This is a genomic window from Leucobacter edaphi, from assembly GCF_016522535.1.
Classification (GTDB): domain Bacteria; phylum Actinomycetota; class Actinomycetes; order Actinomycetales; family Microbacteriaceae; genus Leucobacter; species Leucobacter edaphi.
The window spans coordinates 378,380-395,401 of the sequence record NZ_JAEHOI010000002.1 but is presented as its reverse complement, the minus strand read 5'-3'; the positions used below and the strand labels follow the sequence as shown (position 1 = coordinate 395,401).

At 66.8% G+C, this 17,022-nt stretch carries 15 protein-coding genes and 1 tRNA gene; 7 read left to right on the top strand and 9 right to left on the bottom strand.

Annotated features, from left to right (window positions below):
• Positions 1 to 335 precede the first annotated feature (335 nt).
• Positions 336 to 554: a hypothetical protein gene (locus JD292_RS03145; protein ID WP_200131268.1), complete on the top strand. Its 219-nt coding sequence runs from the start codon at positions 336 to 338 to the stop codon at positions 552 to 554.
• A gap of 21 nt (positions 555 to 575) precedes the next feature.
• Here JD292_RS03145 and JD292_RS03140 read toward each other — a convergent pair whose 3' ends face one another.
• The 3 genes from JD292_RS03140 to JD292_RS03130 all read right to left on the bottom strand — a co-directional run bounded on the left by JD292_RS03140 (position 576) and on the right by JD292_RS03130 (position 2,792).
• Complete coding sequence (locus tag JD292_RS03140; RefSeq protein ID WP_200131267.1) at positions 576 to 1,580, bottom strand: Fpg/Nei family DNA glycosylase; 1,005 nt, start codon at positions 1,578 to 1,580, stop codon at positions 576 to 578.
• Between the two features lie 88 nt (positions 1,581 to 1,668).
• Complete coding sequence (locus tag JD292_RS03135) at positions 1,669 to 2,160, bottom strand: ribose-5-phosphate isomerase (protein WP_200131266.1); 492 nt, start codon at positions 2,158 to 2,160, stop codon at positions 1,669 to 1,671.
• A gap of 26 nt (positions 2,161 to 2,186) precedes the next feature.
• A complete protein-coding gene (locus JD292_RS03130) occupies positions 2,187 to 2,792 on the bottom strand; it encodes a mycothiol-dependent nitroreductase Rv2466c family protein (protein WP_200131265.1) in 606 nt (201 codons plus the stop codon).
• A gap of 179 nt (positions 2,793 to 2,971) precedes the next feature.
• Between JD292_RS03130 and pepN the strand changes: the two genes are divergently transcribed.
• The 4 genes from pepN to JD292_RS03110 all read left to right on the top strand — a co-directional run bounded on the left by pepN (position 2,972) and on the right by JD292_RS03110 (position 8,735).
• Entirely contained in the window at positions 2,972 to 5,533 is a 2,562-nt protein-coding gene (gene pepN / locus JD292_RS03125; RefSeq protein ID WP_200131264.1) for an aminopeptidase N, read from the top strand.
• On the top strand, positions 5,534 to 6,457 hold the full coding sequence (locus tag JD292_RS03120; RefSeq protein ID WP_369411122.1) for a mechanosensitive ion channel family protein: 924 nt from the start codon (positions 5,534 to 5,536) through the stop codon (positions 6,455 to 6,457).
• Positions 6,454 to 6,903 (top strand): globin, encoded by a 450-nt coding sequence (locus JD292_RS03115; RefSeq protein WP_369411121.1) that lies wholly within the window; start codon positions 6,454 to 6,456, stop codon positions 6,901 to 6,903. Before JD292_RS03120 ends, JD292_RS03115 begins: the two co-directional genes overlap by 4 nt.
• 239 nt (positions 6,904 to 7,142) lie before the next feature.
• On the top strand, positions 7,143 to 8,735 hold the full coding sequence (locus JD292_RS03110) for an isocitrate lyase (protein WP_200131263.1): 1,593 nt from the start codon (positions 7,143 to 7,145) through the stop codon (positions 8,733 to 8,735).
• Positions 8,736 to 9,121: 386 nt separating this feature from the next.
• On the opposite strand, the gene JD292_RS03105 is transcribed toward JD292_RS03110, so the two are convergent.
• Positions 9,122 to 9,970, bottom strand: a complete 849-nt coding sequence (locus tag JD292_RS03105; RefSeq protein ID WP_200131262.1) for an alpha/beta fold hydrolase — start codon at positions 9,968 to 9,970, stop codon at positions 9,122 to 9,124.
• A 144-nt stretch (positions 9,971 to 10,114) separates the two neighbouring features.
• Here JD292_RS03105 and JD292_RS03100 point away from each other — a divergent pair, with 144 nt between their 5' ends.
• Complete coding sequence (locus JD292_RS03100; protein ID WP_200131261.1) at positions 10,115 to 10,690, top strand: HhH-GPD-type base excision DNA repair protein; 576 nt, start codon at positions 10,115 to 10,117, stop codon at positions 10,688 to 10,690.
• Between the two features lie 32 nt (positions 10,691 to 10,722).
• Here the strand turns inward: JD292_RS03100 and JD292_RS03095 are convergent, their stop codons facing one another.
• Entirely contained in the window at positions 10,723 to 11,361 is a 639-nt protein-coding gene (locus JD292_RS03095) for a TetR/AcrR family transcriptional regulator (RefSeq protein WP_200131260.1), read from the bottom strand.
• Complete coding sequence (locus JD292_RS03090) at positions 11,361 to 11,972, bottom strand: hypothetical protein (protein WP_200131259.1); 612 nt, start codon at positions 11,970 to 11,972, stop codon at positions 11,361 to 11,363. The genes JD292_RS03095 and JD292_RS03090 overlap by 1 nt, the downstream gene beginning before the upstream one ends.
• Before the next feature lie 125 nt (positions 11,973 to 12,097).
• On the opposite strand from JD292_RS03090, the gene JD292_RS03085 reads away from it, so the two are divergent.
• A tRNA-Arg gene (locus tag JD292_RS03085) sits at positions 12,098 to 12,170 on the top strand.
• Between the two features lies 1 nt (position 12,171).
• On the opposite strand, the gene JD292_RS03080 is transcribed toward JD292_RS03085, so the two are convergent.
• From JD292_RS03080 to JD292_RS03070, 3 genes are all read right to left on the bottom strand, one after another.
• A complete protein-coding gene (locus JD292_RS03080; protein ID WP_200131258.1) occupies positions 12,172 to 12,969 on the bottom strand; it encodes a class C sortase in 798 nt (265 codons plus the stop codon).
• 209 nt (positions 12,970 to 13,178) lie between these two features.
• Entirely contained in the window at positions 13,179 to 14,615 is a 1,437-nt protein-coding gene (locus JD292_RS03075) for a SpaH/EbpB family LPXTG-anchored major pilin (RefSeq protein WP_200131257.1), read from the bottom strand.
• Between the two features lie 50 nt (positions 14,616 to 14,665).
• Positions 14,666 to 17,002: a SpaA isopeptide-forming pilin-related protein gene (locus tag JD292_RS03070; protein WP_233613422.1), complete on the bottom strand. Its 2,337-nt coding sequence runs from the start codon at positions 17,000 to 17,002 to the stop codon at positions 14,666 to 14,668.
• Positions 17,003 to 17,022 lie beyond the last annotated feature (20 nt).

The window sequence follows — 17,022 nt, the reverse complement described above, 5'->3', positions numbered from 1 at the left end:
CTTGATCTCTCTCTGCGCCCACCGCAAGCTGGAACGCGGAATTTCGAAAAGTAAAAGGTGTTGGGCTCACGGTTCGTGCGGACCCTCGCGGCAGTACCGCACCGTGGCACAAGGATCAATTATGCCACATTCCGGGCGCCCCCGCGCCCAGGCCTCGCCCGCGCGTTTTCCGCCGGCGACGCGCCGCGCCAATCGCCTCGCCGAACTCGGGACTCGCGATCCTGGCCGCCTGAAACTCGTCGTGTTGGATCCCCGCTCGATCCGGGCCGAGGAGTTCAGGAAACGCGCATCGTGTTGCCACCGAATTCCCGTGACCTTTCCGTTATCATTGACGCATGGCTGAGAACATCACGGCAGAGTACGTCGCCGAGAGCGCGCAGATCGAGGACATCCCTTCGGTCGAGGCCGAGCAGACCACCTCACGCGAGATCGTGACCGGCTCGGTACTGGGCGTCGCGGCGCTGTCTTCGGTCGTCCTCGTGGGCTTCGCCCTCGCGACCGTCGCCCTCTACACGGTGACCGTGTTCGCGGCGATCTTCAGCACCGGGAGCTAAGCGCCCGCCGATCCGCGTCCCTCAGCTCTGGCACTTCGGACACCAGTAGAGCTTCCGTCCCCCAAATTCCTCGAGCTGGATCAGCGTGCCGCACCGCTTGCACGGCTGCCCCTCGAGCTTGTACACCCAGTGCCGCTCGTCGCGCTCCACGAGCGCCCGCTCGTAGTCCGCGCCCTCGAGCCCGTCGATCGTCATCATCTGGCCGACCGTGATCCCCGTGTCGAGCAGAGCGGCCCAGTCGTCCCAGAGCGATTCGAGCACGGTGCGATCCACCGTGTTCGCGGGCTGGTGCGGGTCGAGACCGGCGCGGAAGAGCATCTCGGCGCGGTACACGTTCCCGATTCCCGCGACGACCGACTGGTCCATGAGCACGAGCCCGATAGGCGTGCGCTTCTTCCCGGCACGGGTCACGAAGCGATCCCGCTCGGTCGGCGTGTTCGCGTTCGCGGGGTCGGGGCCGAGGCGCTGCACGACCGCGTCGACCTCCGCGGGCGTCAGCACCTCGCAGGCAGTGGGGCCGCGCAGATCCGCGCACACCGTTTCGTTGAGGAGTCGAACGCGCACCTGACCCACCGGATCCGGCGGGAAAGCGCCGGCGATCTCGCCTTCCTTGTCCGCCTCTGCCATGCGCACGCGGGTTCTGCGGGGCGCGCCGATCGAGGTGACCGAGTCCTCGGCGTCGCGGTCGACCGGCTTGGGGCCACCCGGGCCGGCGTTCTCACCGTTCTGCCCGAGTTTCGAGTGCCCGGGGGTGTGCCCGTGAATCTGAATCGACGGATCGATCCGCACCTCACCGGCGAAATCCCACGCCCCGTAGATCCCGAGGTGCACGCGGAGCCACCGGTCCCCCGAGAATTCGAGGAACATCTGCTTGCCGACGGCGCGCGCATCGGTCATTTCCCGCCCCGTCAGCTGCTCCGCCCCGAGCGCGAATCGGCCCTGCGGACTCGTGACCTCGGGCGCGGTTCCCACGAAATTGGCGGTGAACTGGCGCGCGATCCTGTGTACGGAATGGCCCTCGGGCACTTCGCCTCCTGATTCTGCGCCCGGCTGACGTCGGGCTCGAAGAAAACGGCGAGGGCCGCCGCGCGAACGCGACGGCCCCGCCCACAACCTACAGCGCGTCGACCTGCTTGCCCGCGATGAGTCCGGTGCGCTCGTACTCACCGAGCTGGCCGATGCGGCGCACGTGGCGCTCGTCGCCGGGGAACGGCGTCGCGATGAAGAGATCGATGAAACGGATCGCGTCTTCCACCGAGTGCTGGCGCGCGCCAATGGAAATCACGTTGGCGTTGTTGTGTTCACGGGCGAGTTCCGCCGTCGACTCGTTCCACACGAGCGCCGCGCGGATCCCCTCGACCTTGTTCGCCGCCATCTGCTCGCCGTTGCCCGAACCGCCGAACACGACGCCGAGTGCCTCGACCCCGTCCCGCTCGTCGCGCGCGACCCCGATCGCAGCGTTGATACAGAACGACGGGTAGTCGTCGAGGGCGTCGTACTCGGCCGGGCCGTGGTCGATCACCTCGTGCCCCTGCTCGCGCAGGTGCTGCTGCAACTGCGTGCTGAATTCGAGTCCGGCGTGGTCGGTGGCGACGTGGATGCGCATGCCTGGAATTCTACCCGGACCGGGGATCAGAACTGCGGTCCGACCTTGCGGCCGCGCTTCAGCTCGTAGAAGCCGTCAACGCTCGCGGCGGCGTAGATCCCGTCCCACAGCTTGAGCGCCTGCTCCCCCGAGGGCGCCGGAGTGACGACGGGACCGAAGAAGTCGACCCCGTCGATCGAAATGATCGGCACGCCAACGTCGGGTCCTGCAATGTCCAGCGCGTGATCGGTGTTCTCGCGCAGCTGAGCGTCGTACTGCTCGTCATCTGCCGCAGCGGCGAGGCCCTCGTCGAGCCCCATCGCCTGCAGCGACTCGGCGATGATGGTCTCGGTGTCGCGCTGGCCGCCCGGGTGGATCCGGGTGCCGAGCTCGGTGTAGAGCTTGCCGACGATCTGCTCCCCCACTGCGCGGCGCGCGGCCTCGACGACGCGGCCCATGCGGCGGCCCTGCGCGTAGCTCTCAGCGTGATCGTTCGGCTCGCGGCCCTCGTTGATGATCTCCAGGCTGATCGGGTGCCACTCGATATCGAACCCCCGTGCCTTCGATACCTCGTCGGCCCAGCGGCTGGTCATCCAGCACCACGGGCAGATCGGATCGAACCAGAACTCAACGGCGGGGGTATCGGTGCTCATGCGGCAAGCCTAGCCGAGCGGAATCGCTGAGCACAGGGTGTTCGCCGAACGCGATCCCGCCTGTGGAAAAGCGGACTTTGCGGGCGTTTCATCCACTTTCCCCGGGACTCGCCGGGCAGCGATCAGGCCCACGGGCATAGGCTGGAACGGTCTATTTGAACCGAGTCGCAGGAGTACACGTGCCAGGAACGAATCTCACCCGCGTCGAAGCGCAGGAGCGCGCCGCAACCGTTACGCTCGACACCTATCGTGTCGCGCTCGACCTCACGACGAGCCCCGAAACCTTCGCGGCCGACACCACGATCGAATTCGCCGCGCAGGAGGGCGCGACGACCTTCATCGATGTGATCGCGGACTCCGTGGAGAGCATCGAGCTCAACGGCGCCTCCGTCGATCCCGCGACGGCCTTCGCCGATTCCCGGATCCAGCTGCCGGCGCTCGCCGCCCAGAACACGGTCCGCATCCGCTCGACGCAGCGGTACACCAACACGGGCGAGGGCCTGCACCGCTTCGTCGATCCCGTCGACGGCGAGGTCTACCTCTACTCGCAGTTCGAGGTTCCGGACTCCCGGCGGATGTTCCCGGTGTTCGAGCAGCCTGACCTCAAGGCCACGTTCGAGTTCACGATCACCGCACCGGCGCGCTGGCAGGTGGTCAGCAACCAGCCCACTCCCGAGCCCACGCCCGCGGGCGAGGCGAACGGTGAGGCCATCGCCACGTGGGCGTTCGAGCCGACCCCGGTCATGTCGAGCTACATCACCGCGCTCATCGCCGGGCCCTACCGCGTGGTGCGCTCCGAGCTCACGAGCCGCGACGGCCGCACGATCCCCCTCGGCGTGTTCTGCCGCGAATCGCTCGGCGAGCATCTCGACTCCGACTACATCTTCGACAAGACGCGCGAGGGCTTCGCGTTCTTCGAGGAGCAGTTCGACTACCCGTACCCCTTCGACAAGTACGACCAGCTGTTCGTGCCCGAGTACAACATGGGCGCGATGGAGAACATCGGCGCGGTCACCTTCACCGAGGCATACGTCTTCCGCAGCCAGGTCACCGACGCGATGCGCGAGCGCCGCGTCGTGACGATCCTGCACGAGCTCGCGCACATGTGGTTCGGCGACCTCGTCACGATGCGCTGGTGGAACGACCTGTGGCTCAACGAGTCCTTCGCCGAGTACATGTCGACGCTCGGCGTCGCGGAAGCGACCGAGTGGACCGAGTGCTGGACCACCTTCGCCGCCTCGGAGAAGTCCTGGGCGTACCGGCAGGATCAGCTTCCCTCGACGCACCCGATCGTCGCGGAGATCCGCGACCTCGAAGACGTCCTCACCAACTTCGACGGCATCACCTACGCCAAGGGGGCCTCGGTTCTGAAGCAACTGGTGGCCTGGGTCGGCCGCGAGCCGTTCATGCGCGGCGTGCACGACTACTTCGTCAAGCACAACCACTCGAACACCGAGCTGCCCGACCTGCTCGTCGAGCTCGAGGCGCAGAGCGGCCGCGATCTCACTGAGTGGTCGAAGCTCTGGCTCGAGACCGCAGGCGTCAACACGCTCCGGCCCGTGTTCGATATCGATGACGACGGCAACTTCGTGAACTTCGCGATCGAGCAGACCGCGATCGCGGACTACCCGACGATCCGGCCCCACCGGATCGCGATCGGCCTGTACTCGGTCGAGGGCGACGCCGTGCGCCGCGTTGAGCGCATCGAGCTCGACGTCGCCGGCGAGCGCACCGAGGTGCCCGAACTCGTCGGCAAGCCGCAGCCCGCGCTCCTGCTGCTCAATGACGACGATCTCACCTACGCGAAGATCCGACTCGACGAGCGCTCACTGCAGACCGCCGCGGCTCAGCTCGGCAACGTCGAGGACTCGCTCGCTCGCGCGCTCCTCTGGGGCACCCTCTGGGACGCGACGCGCGACGGCGAGTTCCCCGCGAGCCGTTTCGTCGACATCGTCCTCGCCCACCTCTCCCGCGAGAACGCCTCCACGACGCTCCGCACCGTCCTGGGACAGCTGATCCTCGCGGCCTCGAGCTACGTCGCCCCCGCCAAGCGCGCGGCGACGCTCGAGCGCGTGGCGGACGCCCTGTGGCAGCTCGCGGTGGACGCCGAGCCGGGTTCCGACAACCAGTTCCAGTTCGTGAAGGCGTTCGGGCAGCTCGCCGCGACCGACGAGCAGCTCGACACCGTGCAGCGCCTGTTTGACGGCGCGCTCCCGCTCGACGGGCTCGACATCGACACCGATCTCGGCTGGGAGCTCCTCATCGCGCTCGCCGCCGGCGGTCGCGCCACGGAGGAGCAGATCGAGGCACGCCTCGCGGAGGACCGCACGGCGACGGGCAACCAGTCCGCCGCGCACGCGCGCGCCGCGCTGCCGACCGCGGAGGCCAAGGCGAAGGCATGGGCCTCAGTGTTCGATGAGACGGACAAGCCGAACGCGATCGTGCGCGCCACGGGGCTCGGCTTCACGCGGGCCCAGGACCTCGGCCTGCTCGAGGCCTACGTGCCCCGCTTCTTCGCGGCGCTCCTGCCCGTGTGGGAGTCGCGGAGCTACGCGATCACCGAGGAACTCGTCGAGGGCTTCTACCCGTCGCCGCTCGCGAACGAGGCGCTCGCCACGGCGACGCGCGAGTGGCTCGGTGCGAACCCCGAGGCTCCGGCGGCGCTTCGCCGGATGATCACCGAGCATCTCGCCGGCGTCGAGCGCGCCCTCCGCGTGCAGGCAGCCGACCAGGAGAACTAGGTGAACTTCTTCGCAGAGGCCGAGCAGGTGGAGAAGGTGGTCGGGAATGCCTTTCAGGAGTTCCTGACCACCTACCACCGCCCGCTGATGATCGCCGCGATCATCATCTGCGCGGTGATCCTGAACTGGGTGCTGCGCCGACTACTCATGCGCGCGGTGACGCAGATCGTCCGAGGCGTGAAGCGCGCCCAGGACGTCGACACGACGTCGGAGATGCAGTCAGCGCCGTATGTGAACGCGCGCGCCGTCCAGCGCACGCGCACGCTCGGTACCGTCGGCAGGGTACTCATCACCTGGATCATCGCGATCATTGCGATGATCCTGATCCTGAACCAGCTCGGGGTGAACCTCGGGGCGGTGCTCACCTCAGCCGGCATCGTCGCAGCCGGTCTCGCGTTCGGGGCGCAAAACCTCGTGAAGGACATCCTCAACGGCATCTTCATGGTGTTCGAGGACCAGTTCGGCGTGGGCGACTACGTCACAACGGGCGAGATCAGCGGCACCGTGGAAGACGTGGGCATCCGCGTGACCCAGGTGCGCGCGATCGACGGGACGCTGTGGTTCATCCGCAACGGCGAGATCCTCACGCTCGGCAACTCGTCGCAGGGCTGGGGCAGGGCGCTCGTCGACGTCACCGTCGACGCCCACCAGGATCTCGGCAACGTGTCCGAGCTGATGGTCGAGTCCGCGCAGGCGCTCATGCGTTCCGAGAAGTACGCCAGGAAGGTCACGGGAGAGCCCGAGGTCCTCGGCCTCGAGAGCGTATTCGGGGATCGGGCGACGCTCCGCCTCGCGGTGCGCACCCGACCGGAGGCCCAGTGGGAGGTGCAGCGCGGGATCCGTGCTGAGATCAGGCGCCGCTTCAAGGACGCTGATATCAAACTCGCGGACGAGCTGCCCAAGCAGCAGGGAGGTCAGAAGTGAGCGAGAACGAGCAGGCGGGGCCCCCGGCACCGCGACTCACCCTCCGCTCCGGCGAACAGGGCGACGCCGTGACGGAGACGCTCTGGCAGCAGGTCGGCGGCACCCCCACCTTCGAGCGCATTGCGTCCGAGTTCTACCGACGGGTTCGGGAGGACGAGGTGCTCGCCCCCATGTACCCCGACGAGGACTGGGAGGGGGCCGAGTGGCGCCTCCGCACCTTCCTCGAGCAGTACTGGGGAGGACCGACCGCGTACTCCGAGGAGCGGGGCCATCCTCGCCTGCGCATGCGGCACGCCCCGTTCCCCGTCACCCCCGAGGCGAAGGAGCATTGGCTGCGGCACATGCACGCGGCCCTCGACGCCGCGGAGCTGCCGCCCATGCACGACGCGGCCTTCCGCGACTACATCGAGCGAGCCGCGCTCGCGATGGTGAACCGCTTCGACTAGCGCGAGCGCTCCACCGCGTCACGGAACGGGCCCCCGGAATTCACTCCGCGGGGCCCGTTTCGTGCTTTTTCCCGGCCGCAACCCCTGATCCAACGCCTCAAACTTCCATAAAGCAGAAATAACGGGAATCTTCACCCCCGGAAACGCCGGGCGTGGGTGTCCCGGGTACCCCAAAGTAGGAAGTACCCCAACCGGCACGCAATGACCGCGGCCGGAAGCCCAGACGCAAAGGACACAGAATGAGCGCGTTCCAGCAGGACATCGAGGCAGTGCAGGCCCTCAAGGAGGAGAACGGCAGCGCGTGGGATGCGATCAACCCCGAGTACGTCGCACGTATGCGGGCGCAGAATCGCTTCAAGACCGGCCTCGAGATCGCCCAGTACACCGCGGACATCATGCGCCGCGACATGGCCGAGTACGACAACGACTCCTCCGTCTACACGCAGTCGCTCGGCGTGTGGCACGGCTTCATCGGCCAGCAGAAGCTGATCTCGATCAAGAAGCACCTCAAGACGACGAACAAGCGCTACCTGTACCTCTCCGGCTGGATGGTCGCGGCGCTCCGCTCCGAGTTCGGCCCCCTCCCCGATCAGTCGATGCACGAGAAGACCTCGGTCCCCGCGCTCATCGAGGAGCTGTACACCTTCCTCCGCCAGGCCGACGCCCGCGAGCTCGACCTCCTCTTCACGCAGCTCGACGACGCACGCGTCGCCGGCGACGAGACCGCGGTCGAGTTCATCCAGTCGCAGATCGACAACTTCGAGACCCACGTCGTCCCGATCATCGCCGACATCGACGCCGGCTTCGGCAACCCGGAGGCCACCTACCTCCTCGCCAAGAAGATGATCGAGGCTGGCGCATGCGCGATCCAGATCGAGAACCAGGTCTCCGACGAGAAGCAGTGCGGCCACCAGGACGGCAAGGTCACGGTCCCCCACGAGGACTTCATCGCGAAGCTCAACGCGGTCCGCTACGCCTTCCTCGAGCTCGGCATCGACAACGGCGTGATCGTCGCCCGCACCGACTCGCTCGGCGCAGGCCTCACCCAGAAGCTCGCCGTCACCCAGACCCCGGGCGACCTGGGCGACCAGTACAACTCGTTCCTCGACGTCGAGGAGATCTCCGAGGCCGAGCTCGGCAACGGCGACGTCGTCATCAAGCGGGACGGCAAGCTCCTCCGCCCGAAGCGCCTCGCGAGCAACCTCTACCAGTTCCGCAAGGGCACCGGCGAGGACCGCTGCGTCCTCGACTGCATCACCTCCCTCAGGAACGGCGCTGACCTCCTCTGGATCGAGACCGAGAAGCCGCACGTCGAGCAGATCGCCTCGATGGTCGATCGCATCCGCGAGGAGATCCCGAACGCGAAGCTCGTCTACAACAACAGCCCCTCGTTCAACTGGACCCTCAACTTCCGTCAGCAGGCATACGACGCGCTCGCCGAGGCCGGCAAGGACGTGTCCGCATACGATCGCGACAAGCTCATGAGCACCGAGTACGACGGCACCGAGCTCGCCGAGATCGCCGATGAGAAGATCCGCACCTTCCAGCGCGACGGCTCCGCCCGCGCCGGCATCTTCCACCACCTCATCACCCTGCCGACCTACCATACGGCGGCGCTGTCGACCGACAACCTCGCCAAGGGCTACTTCGGCGACGAGGGCATGCTCACCTACGTCCGCGACGTGCAGCGCCGCGAGATCCGCGAGGGCATCGCGACGGTCAAGCACCAGAACATGGCCGGCAGCGACATCGGTGACAACCACAAGGAGTACTTCGCCGGCGACGCGGCCCTCAAGGCCGGCGGCAAGGACAACACGATGAACCAGTTCTAAGGATCATCCGCTCCGCGAGGGCGGGGCTCGGGCGAAAGCCTGGGCCCCGCCCTCGTCGGTTGTTGTGAGGCAAATTGGGCCTGGCGTTCGTGTTCGGCCCGATCCGGTTCCCGCATTCCCAAAAGCCGTTTGCACGCCATCTGACCGAAAGCGACTGTCGCGAGATTGCAATTGCGCTCGCTGCCATCGAATTCTCGTCATCTCGGAACTGATCAGGATCGGGGGCGTTCTGGCGACATCGCCCCGTCGTTCACCTTCGCGGTGTAAAACTCGCTGAGCCAGCTATCAGGAGTTCACCGAACTGAACACGTGCTTTTCACCTCTCCGCGTTATTGACTCAGCAAACACGCTTCTCGTGCACGCATGAGACTTCCTGATTGGTGTTGCTATTGCACGGATCGCGCAAAGAACTCTCTGAGCAGCACGGCGACTCTTGCCGGTTTCCCGCCGTTTACAGCGCCCAGGTGGCCCACCCGTGAAAGGGTGCGGCGCTCGGTAGAGGGCAGGCTTCGGTCGAGGGCGTCGAGTGCGCCAACAAGGGGTTCGGCGGCGCGATCACCATTTACGAGCAAGAACCGGGTCTTGCCCGCGGGCAACTGCCGAGCAGTCTCGCGAGCCTCCTGAACCACCCTCGCGTCCTGCGCAAATGTGGGAACAATTACCGATAGCGGATCACCGTTCGCGCTCCTGCCGAATCGGATTGCAACCTTCGATGCGAAACGCAGAACGCTGCGCGGCAGCAACCGGACGATCGGGTGGTCAGCGATGACTTCAATCATCAGCGTGAGGGCATCGACGCATCGACCAGCGTTGAGCAACTCCCCAACGTCATCAATCCAATCAAAATCGTTCGCATATTCCGGAGTTGCGAGCGGGGGTTCGTAGAGCACGACGGCATCGAGATCCTCCGATGCAAGTTCCGCAGCCCTGAGCGCGATGAGAGCGCCACTCGACAGGCCAAACAGCAACTGGGCATCGAACGCCCGTGTCACGGCGAGGATGTCATGAGCCTCGGCGTCGAGGCCGCCCAACGGCGGGAGATCACGGCTGTCGCCTCGTCCGCGACGATCAACCGCGATCGCTGTGAAGTCACCTGCTAAATGCGAGGCGAGCCGGTCAAAATCTGCTGCCGTCTGCAGCCCTCCAGGGACGAGCACGATAGCTGGGCCATCACCCCAAACACGGACGGCAATGGGCGCGGTCGCCGTGTCGAGTCTGAAACTTTCAGCAGTCATTACACACAGACTAACCAAGTGCCCGTGGGCCAGCCGACGGCATCGAGCACCGCCTTCCCGCACGGTTCTCCAGGCGGAGAGTTGTTCCAACGGCTCTCCATCAGCACAGCATGCGATGACACTCGCGGTGCAATACTGGGTGGCATGGAGCTCCACCTCACCGATGACGCCGCCGCGGACCACCTGCTCAGCGAGAACCCCTTCGCCCTGCTGATCGGCATGCTGCTCGATCAGCAGGTCGCCATGGAACTCGCGTTCTCGGGGCCGCTCAAAATCGAGCAGCGCACCGGCGAGGTCACTCCCGCGCACATCGCGGCCGCCGATCCTGAGGCGTTCGCCGCGGCGTTCAAGGAGACGCCCGCGGTGCACCGCTTCCCCGGCTCGATGGCGGAGCGGGTGCAGTCGCTCGCCTCCGCGATCGTGGAGAAGTGGGACGGAAACGCCGCCGCGATCTGGACGGATGGGGATCCTGACGGGCGCGAGGTACTCAAGCGGCTAAAGGCGCTGCCCGGCTTCGGGGATCAGAAGGCGCGTATCTTCCTGGCGCTGCTCGGGAAGCAGTGCGGGTTCGACGGCGCGGGCTGGCGCGAGGCGTCCACCCCGTACGGCGAGGAGGACAGCTTCCGGTCCGTTGCCGACATCACCTCACCTGAGACGCTCGCGAAGGTGCGCGAGACCAAGCGCGCTGCGAAGGCGGCCGCGAAGGCCGCGAAGGGCTGATCGCTCGCGCGGAATGCTCGAGCTGTGCGGCCTCACTGCCCGCTCGGGTCCTCGGCCCGCGGCGCGGCCTGTGCGGTCCGTGCTGCGGGGAGCGCGAGCTCGTCGAGATGGGCACCCAGCACCCGCGTGAGCCCCTCGCCATCGATGGCGGAGTTGGCCCACACACCCCGCATCGCGAGCCCGTCGAGGAGGGCGCGCAGGCGTTCCGCCTCAAGTGACGGGTCGCGGTCGGCACTCAATTCTCCGGCGTCCGCGAGCAGGGTGATCGCCGCGACGCACGCTCGCTGCACACCCTGGCTCAATCGCTCCGCTGCCCCGCGAGTGCGCTCGTCGGTCAGGGCGAGCATGCTGAGCTGCAATTGGGCGATGAGCTCGAGACGCCGTTCGCCGTCGACCGGGAGGAGCTGAGCCAACAGGTGTTCCACGCGAGCGCGACCCGTCGCAGAACTCGCCATGATGCGCGCGGTGGTCCGCTCCTCGATGATCTCGAGGCAGCGATCTCTCAGCGCCTGTTGGGTGGGGAACGCGCGCCGCAGGGATGCCGGGGCGATCCCCGCCTCCTCGGCCACCTTTCGCACGGACAGCCCGGCGAGCCCCTCGCGCTCGAGCACCCGAAGCGATGCATCCGCGATCTCCTCGTCGCGCTTGCCGTGATCGATCCGCCTGGGCATCAGCTCCCCGCTCCCGGGCCTCGCTCCCCCGCACTCGCGGCGTGAACGGACACCTCACGATCCGAGGACTCACCGTGGGTCGCTGGCGCATCCGGCTTCGGCCAGATCGTGTAGCCGACCGCCCAGAGGAAGTCGATCGCGAAGATGATCCCGAGGACCCGGAAGAAGTCGGACAGCGCGGCGGTGCGCGTGGGGTCCGAAACCAGAAGGATCAGTCCCCCGAGCACCGCGGCGGCGATCACGACCATGATCACCGTCCTGCCGACGTTCTGCCAGCACGCCACGGTGTAGCGCCTGCCCGTGAGCTGCTCCGGGGCGGGACCCCCGGAGAACCGATGCGCGAAGCGCACGTCGGCCCAGGCAACCATGCGTCGACCGTAGGCAACGGAAAGGCCGAGGTAGATCGCCGCGAGGCCGTGTTCCCAGGAGGCCGTCGCGCCTCGGAGAAGGTCGATCGCGACGAGACTGAGCAGCGCGACGTCGATGACCGGGACGAGGAGCAGGAGTGCCGCTCCGAGACGAGGTTTTCGCGCCAGGTACCGGGCGGACAGGCCGCCGACGAGCACGATCCAAAACGCGACTTCACACGCGACAATCGCTGCCAGGATCATGTGACCACCCCTCCAATTGATTTAGCACGACTGTACCTCTACGGTGCGGCGATCGCAACGCCGGAATCCCGACTGGGCCTCGGCGTGCGAGGGCGGGGCCGCTCACGGTGTACGCTCGATGCGTCGCCTCCGTAGCTCAGTGGATAGAGCAACGGCCTTCTAATCCGTTGGTCGCAGGTTCGAATCCTGCCGGGGGCACTCAGCTTTCCCGGTGCCGCTGGGCGCGGATGGCGCGAGCGAGCGTCCAGGTGAACAGTGCCGCTCCGGCACCGACGCCCGCCATCCACCAGGGCACAGGAACACCCGATTCGCGGGAGTGCCCGGCGGACTCCGGTGCGGTGGGCACCCGTTCGGCGTGAACGAGAAGCCGGTGGGTGTTGATCCCAATCGGGGTGCAGGTGATCAGGGTGACGAGGTCACGATTGGGGACCACGCCGAGCTGGGAGATGTCCGTCGGAAGCACGGTCTTGCTCTCGGACACACGATAGGTGAGCGTCTCACCGAGCACGTCGATCGTGAACTCGTCGCCGTCTCGGAGCTTGTGGAGTTCCGTGAAGAGCTCGGCCTCGGGAATGCCTGAGTGCGCGGTGAGCACGGAGTGGGTTCCCGGCCCCCCGATCGGCAGCGATGACCCGTAGATGTGGCCGGCTCCCGCGCGCAGGACCGCGTCGGTTGCGCCGTGCGAGACGGAGAGTTTCACGCCGAGGCGCGGGATGGTGATGGTCGCCATGATCCCGTTGCCCGCGGGATCGAGCTCCGCGAGGTATCGCCTCGCGTCGTCGTCGAGGGCCGCCTGTTCGGTCGCGGTTCCGAAGGGGTCGACGATGAGCCCGTGCGTGAGCGTCCCGTTGTATTTCGCGGCAGATTCCTTGATCTCCTGGAGTTTCTGCTTCGGAATCTTGTCGACCTGCTCGACGTGCGCATCGACGAGGGCGCTCTCGCGAAGCGCGAAGAACCAGCTCGAGGCCGGCGGGTACAGCATGAGCAGAACGCCCATGAGGACGATCCCCGCGAGGACGACGTTCAGCCAGCCCCCGGAGGGGGTACCGGCCGACGACGATTTGGGGCCGGTCCTCCGCGTCCTGGGGGTGGTACGCGGAGGACACTGGTCATCGTCGTCGGCCGGTCGGCCGGGGAATAGTTCCTCGGCCCGATGAGCAGGCGGGATCGGGTGGGGGGACTCTTTCACCCGCCTGCCCACCGGTCTTACTCCTCGCTCACGAGCCGGGTACGGCGCCGGCGCGCGATGAGGAATGCGGTTGCGGCCGCGGCGAGCAGTGCGCCGCCACCGATGACGAAGAGCGCGGTTCCCTGACCACCGGTCAGCGGCAGGGTGAACGGCGGAACCTGCGTGTTCGCCACCTTCACGATGACCGCGTCGGTGATCGAGCCCGCCGTCACGTCCACGCGAATCGGCGTCGCGTCGAGCTCGTAGCCGGCCGGGGCCTTCGTTTCAACGAGCCAGTAGCTGCCCACCTTCAGGCCCTCGACGAGTGCGATGCCCTGCGCGTCCGTGGTCACCTGGGTGAGGATCGGCGTTGCGCCCGGGTTCTGCGCGGGATCGACCGCGTAGATGCTGAACTCGGCGCCCGCGAGAGTCTTGCTCTCGTCGCCGTCCGCGAACTTCAGGATCTTCAGTCCGCCCCAGTGGGTGACGGCGGGCTCGGAGGTGTGCCCGTTCTTCGGATCATTGATGAACACGGTCGCCTCGTTCTCGATGTTGCCGTTGCCGAGCGAGAGAATCGTGGTGGTGAGTTCAGCGTGCACCTTCGCGCCAGCACCAGCCGTCGCCAGCTTGGCGAGGCCCGCCGCGGTGAAGTCGGCCCGAACGTCGCCGGAGGCGCCGGTGGCCGGCGCGGTCAGCGTGTAGTCGGTGCCCGCCACAAGATTCGTGGTCGTGTTGCCCACGAGCGTCAGTGCGATGGACTGGAACCCGAGGCGCGGATCGAGCGAATCGGAGACCTGGTAGGAGGTGTACGACGTGCCTTCCGGCAGCGTCGGAACTCCGGCCTCGATCGTCCAGGTGACGGCGTCGCCGATCTTCTGAGCGTCCGAGTCATCGACCGTCTTCGTGATGGTCGAGAGCGCGTTCTTCGGGTACACGTGCACGTTCGCGTTCCACGTTCCGTCGCCGGTCGGGCTGGGGAGCGGAAGCGCCACGAGGAAGGGCACCGCGGGCTCGACGATCGGGTTCGGCCCGCTTGCCGTCTCACGGACGAGGTAGAGGCCAATTTCGACGTCGGGCTTCGCGAGCTCGATCTTGCCCGCGTTGTCGGTTACCCGCACGATCTCGTTGCCGAGCGGGTACTTCGCCGGGTCGCCCATAACGTCGGAGGCCTTCAGCCCGTCGACGGCGGCCCAGCCCTCGTTCGTGAGGAGATCGATGTTCGTCACCTTCTGGAAGGTGAACTCGACCCCCTCGAGGGGCGTGCCGCTGGGGTTCGGGATCTCCGTGCCATCGTTCGGCCCGAGGTTCCCCGCCCCCGGCTGCTCGTACTTGTGCAGGGTCAGGGTGACATCGGCGTTCGGGTCGATGTTCGCCGGCGCCGCACTCGCGGGGAGCGCGATCCCCAGGACCGCGACTCCCGCGGCCAGGGCACTCGCCCCGAGGCGTACGATCCGCCTCTTCATCGTGTCTTGCATCTTCGTTTCCCTTTCGTTTGGACTGGTTGGTGGTCGGTGGGTCACAACGGTCATGCCACTTCCTTCCTGCGGCGCTGCAGCACGGACAGCGCCGTGAGCACGGTCAGGCCGGCCCCTGCGGCGAGCGCGCCCCACAGGGCGTGGTCCCCGCTCCCCGGACCGCCAGCTTCTGGAAGCGCAACGGTGCGGGCGTCGTTGACGCGGATCGTCGTGAGGTCATCGCTCAGTTCGATCAGCGGATCGGGTTTTCCGATCAGTTCGAGTGCCCCGTTCGGGTGGGTCTTGTTGTGGATCACGCTGAACGGGACGGGTTCCACCAGGCGGGCGTATCCCGCGGGTGCCTTCGTCTCCAGGAGCCAGTAGCTTCCCGGCGCGAGTCCGCTGACCGTGAAGGTTCCTGTGGAGTCGGGCGACACCGCGTCCACGACTTCGTCACCGGGCGCTCCCCCGTCGTCGCGATGGATCGCGAACTCGGCTCCGTCGATCAGCTCGGGCGCGCTGCTTCCCTGGTCCGCGAACGCGTACTTCTCGATCGCGAACGTGAGGAGCTTCCGGTTGGTGACTGCGGGGAGTTCGACCTCGTGTTCCGTGCTGGCGATCGTGAACGGGATCTTCGCTCCGTTGGTGATCTCGTATCCCGCGGGTGCCTGGGTCTCCTGGAGCGTGTAGTCACCGCGGCTCAGCGTGCCGACCGAGAGCTTGCCCGGGGCGGGGTCGGTGTCGAGTCCCGTGTATCCGCTGTCTCCGACGTGGTCGACGACCGTGCGTTTTCCGCCTGGCCCCTCGATGGTCCATTCGGATCCGCCGATCGGTTTTTCGGTGACGCTGTCGGTCTTTGCCCATTTCACCGATCCGGGCAGGTCGGTATTGGTGAGGGTGCAGACCGATTTGGCGTTCGCCGGGAGGGTGACCTTCCCGTCGGGAGAGACCGGGAGGGGTTTCCCGTTCGCTTCGCAGCTCACGTCCTTCAGCTCATAGCCCTTCTGGGTGTCCTCGCCGATCGTGTGCACTCCGACATCGACCTGCTTGGTCTCGCCCGAGGCGAAGTCGACGCGAGATCCGCCCTCCGGTGTCGCGTGGAGGGTCCAGTTCTCCGGCTTCGCTTCGGCGCCGTATTCGATATCGAAGTCCTTCACGAGCGTGAGCGTGCCCCGCGCCTGGTTCGTGAAGTCGCAGACGATTCGCGGTCCGACCGTTGATGTCGCCGTGGGTATCGTCAGGTCTCCGCTCGTTCCGGTGCCGCGGGCGAGCTCTGCGCCCGTTGTCTCGTTCCGACACACCCACTCAGAGTCGTAGTCCGCGAGGTCGGCGCCCGCCGCCCCGGTTTCGGAGATTCGGTAGGTGTCGCCGCTCACCACGGGAGTGGGCCCTGCGGTCTCGTGTTGGACACCGAGGCGGTTTCCCGTTGTGACCTGGCTGTCGAGTTCGGTGGCGCCTCGGCTAATGGCGAGTTTGAACTGATCCGACGGGGCGGACCGGGAGACCAGGTTCTTCCGCAGCGTCAGGGAAGCAGGCGAGGCGCAGTTCGCGAGATCCGTGCTGCCCTGCAGATCCCTCGTCCGCGATTCGATGACTCGCCACGTGTTCGGGTCGTGCCGGTTCACGGACCGCTCGGCTCCCAGGTTGACGGTGCCGTCAGCGTCGAACGCGATGCCGTTGGTGGCAGGGATCGCCACGGGGGCGGTTGGGGTAGCGTGGGCCTGGAGCTCGCCGCCCAGATTGTCGCGGAGTTCCTCGGCGGTGACCGTGTAGATGTTCATCGTGGTCGCGCTCGCACGAACCGCGTACAGGTTTCCGACGGCGTCGAAGGCCATGTCGCCGTTCGCCGCCGGTGTGGGCTCCCAGGCCTGGTACGTGTGTCCGGTCCAGAAATACCCGATCGGCGTGAATGCCTGGGGGGTCCCACTCTTTGCCGGGTCGTATTCGAAGAGTTGGAACCGGAGTTCATAGCGCCCCGGCCCGCGGTTGACGCCCTCGAAGCCTCCGAACCAGTACTTCCCCGTGGACAGATCGACTGCTCCAGCAATGAGGTTGCCGTTGATCTTGGTGTTGTAGAAGTCATCGGTGTTGCGGAAGGCGCCTGTCGCGGCGTCGTATCGGAGGATCGTCGCACCTCGGGCCTGGCCGTGGTTGGAGGAATCATGCCAGCGCTCGTACGCGAACGCCTCCGTGCCGCCCTGCGAGATTCCGAGGCCGTTGATGCTCGAGCCGCGCCACTTGCCGCTCCCGACCTGGGTCACTCTGCCGGCAGGGTCGATCTCGCGGAGGTAGCCGTCCTTCGAGACCGAGTAGGTGTATCCGGCCTCGCAACGCAGCGCGGAGTCGGCCTCGGCCTCGGGGGCCTCGGAGCCCAGCACGACACTGGTCGCCAGGACGGCACCTGCCATGAGCACGACCCCCACTCTCC

Excerpts from the sequence above, each read along its gene's own strand:
- JD292_RS03080 (WP_200131258.1), bottom strand. The coding sequence starts at position 12,969 with ATGGGCGTTCTGCTCATGCTGTACCCGCCGGCCTCGAGCTGGTTCTTC.
- JD292_RS03110 (WP_200131263.1), top strand. The coding sequence starts at position 7,143 with ATGAGCGCGTTCCAGCAGGACATCGAGGCAGTGCAGGCCCTCAAGGAG.
- JD292_RS03105 (WP_200131262.1), bottom strand. The coding sequence starts at position 9,970 with ATGACTGCTGAAAGTTTCAGACTCGACACGGCGACCGCGCCCATTGCC.
- JD292_RS03135 (WP_200131266.1), bottom strand. The coding sequence starts at position 2,160 with ATGCGCATCCACGTCGCCACCGACCACGCCGGACTCGAATTCAGCACG.
- JD292_RS03070 (WP_233613422.1), bottom strand. The coding sequence starts at position 17,002 with ATGGCAGGTGCCGTCCTGGCGACCAGTGTCGTGCTGGGCTCCGAGGCC.
- JD292_RS03130 (WP_200131265.1), bottom strand. The coding sequence starts at position 2,792 with ATGAGCACCGATACCCCCGCCGTTGAGTTCTGGTTCGATCCGATCTGC.
- JD292_RS03090 (WP_200131259.1), bottom strand. The coding sequence starts at position 11,972 with ATGATCCTGGCAGCGATTGTCGCGTGTGAAGTCGCGTTTTGGATCGTG.
- JD292_RS03075 (WP_200131257.1), bottom strand. The coding sequence starts at position 14,615 with ATGCAAGACACGATGAAGAGGCGGATCGTACGCCTCGGGGCGAGTGCC.
- JD292_RS03145 (WP_200131268.1), top strand. The coding sequence starts at position 336 with ATGGCTGAGAACATCACGGCAGAGTACGTCGCCGAGAGCGCGCAGATC.
- JD292_RS03095 (WP_200131260.1), bottom strand. The coding sequence starts at position 11,361 with ATGCCCAGGCGGATCGATCACGGCAAGCGCGACGAGGAGATCGCGGAT.
- JD292_RS03100 (WP_200131261.1), top strand. The coding sequence starts at position 10,115 with ATGGAGCTCCACCTCACCGATGACGCCGCCGCGGACCACCTGCTCAGC.